The organism is Stenotrophomonas sp. 2YAF22 (assembly GCF_052114665.1).
GTDB lineage: Bacteria > Pseudomonadota > Gammaproteobacteria > Xanthomonadales > Xanthomonadaceae > Stenotrophomonas > Stenotrophomonas indicatrix.
In genome coordinates this window covers 1-1,688 of sequence record NZ_JBFRFE010000769.1, presented here as the reverse complement: position 1 = coordinate 1,688, position 1,688 = coordinate 1, and the positions used below count along the sequence as shown (strand labels likewise).

At 66.9% G+C, this 1,688-nt stretch carries 3 protein-coding genes; 2 read left to right on the top strand and 1 reads right to left on the bottom strand.

Going from position 1 to position 1,688, the window contains the following annotated elements; genetic code table 11:
* Window positions 1–320, bottom strand: a 320-nt coding sequence (locus tag AB4Y84_RS20945) for an aspartate/glutamate racemase family protein (RefSeq protein WP_442250847.1), incomplete at its 3' end; no start/stop codon positions are given.
* 162 nt (window positions 321–482) lie between these two features.
* Between AB4Y84_RS20945 and AB4Y84_RS20940 the strand changes: the two genes are divergently transcribed.
* The gene (locus AB4Y84_RS20940) at window positions 483–1,115 is read left to right on the top strand and encodes a cation transporter (RefSeq protein WP_363732489.1); all 633 of its coding nucleotides are present in this window, start codon (window positions 483–485) and stop codon (window positions 1,113–1,115) included.
* Between the two features lie 99 nt (window positions 1,116–1,214).
* Window positions 1,215–1,688, top strand: a 474-nt coding sequence (locus AB4Y84_RS20935; RefSeq protein ID WP_442250848.1) for a LysE family translocator, incomplete at its 3' end; no start/stop codon positions are given.

Sequence of the window (1,688 nt, the reverse complement as noted above, 5' to 3'; positions counted from 1 at the left end):
GGGTCGGCGATATGCAGCAAGGGCAGCGGGCAGGCCGCTTCGATCTCAGCAACGAGCTTGTGCATGGTGTTGGTGCAGATCAGCAGCAGTTCGGCGCCACCGGCCTGCAGCCGCTGTGCGGCATCGACCATTTCGTTGCCCAGGGCATCCCAGTCGCCGTCGTGCTGCAGCTGCTTGATGCGGGCGAAATCCACCGACCACATCAGCAACTGCGCCGAATGCGCGCCGCCCAACCGCGCGCGTACCTCTTCGTTGATGAGGCGGTAGTACTGCGCCGAACTCTCCCAGCTCATGCCACCGATCAGGCCAAGCGTCTTCATGCGTGTCTCCGTGCCGGGGAAGGGCCATTGCAGCACATCAGAGGCCGGGATGCTGCGTGCCGGCTTGGCCCGGCGCACGCAATCGTTGGTTGGCCCGTCGCAACCGCTGCCGACGCGCCTGATCGGCGCGATAATGGGCCAAGACAGGCAGAGGGCAGGGCGATGGGCGAATGCTGTGGCTGCGGCAAGACGCTGGATGTGGCGGCCATGCAGGCGCGCCACCGGCGCGTGCTGTGGATCGTCCTGCTGATCAACCTGGCGACCTTCCTGATGATGGTCGGCGCGTCCTGGTACAGCCATTCGTCCTCGTTGCTCTCCGGTGCGCTGGACAACCTGGGCGATGCGGCGACCTATCTGCTGAGCCTGCTGGTGGTGGGGGCCGGCGTGGCGGCCAAGGCGCGGGTTGCCTTGTTCAAGGGCGTGCTGATCCTGGCAGCGGCGGTGGCAGTTGCGGTGCAGATCGGATGGCGGCTGGCGCATCCGCAGGTTCCGCTGTTCGAAAGCATGGGCCTGGCTGCGCTGCTGAACCTGGCCGCGAATGGCTTCTGCCTGTGGCTGCTGACGCCGTATCGCAATGACGACGTGAACCTGGCATCGGCCTGGGAATGCGCGCGCAACGATATCTTCGAGGGCGTTTCGGTGGTGCTGGCGGCGGGGCTGGTGGCGCTGTTCGGTGCCGGTTGGCCGGACCTGCTGGTCGCGGTCGCGCTGTTGGTCGTGTTCCTGCGCTCGGCGCTGCGGGTGCTGCGCATCGCGATGGCCGAACTGCGTGCGTCGCGCGTTGCCAGCGGCTGAGCCGCAGCCGCTGTATCCGTCGAATCGACCCGGGACTGTGCATGGTGGTAACAGCCGCTGCGCACTATCCTTGCAGGGATTATTCCGGTGGACGAAGTGATGGCCCTGCATACCTGGTGGTGGTTCCTGGCGACAGTCTTCGTGCTATGTGGCACGCCGGGGCCGAACATGCTGCACATCCTGGGGCGCAGCGTCGGCCTGGGCTTTCGTCGCAGCGTGCCGGCCATGGCCGGTTGCCTGCTGGCGATGCTGCTGGTGCTTGCGGCGTCCGCAGCCGGCCTGAGCGCGGTGCTGCGATCATCGCCGATGCTGTTCGATGTGCTGCGTTACCTGGGTGTGGCCTATCTGGCCTGGCTGGGCATCAAGGCGTGGCGGGACAGCTACCGGCAGGCGCCGGTGGCGACAGACGTCGATGCAGCAGCGCTGGCGCCGGTGCACGGTGCCTGGGCAGTGTTCCGTGGTGGCCTGCTGGTGGGGTTGAGCAATCCCAAGCTGCTGCTGTTCGCCGCCGCGTTCCTGCCGCAGTTCGTCGACCCCGCGCGTGGCCAGGCCGTGCAGTACACGGTGCTGGTG

Bases quoted from the DNA above. Each gene is read 5' to 3' on its own strand.
- AB4Y84_RS20940 (WP_363732489.1), top strand. From the start codon at position 483: ATGGGCGAATGCTGTGGCTGCGGCAAGACGCTGGATGTGGCGGCCATG.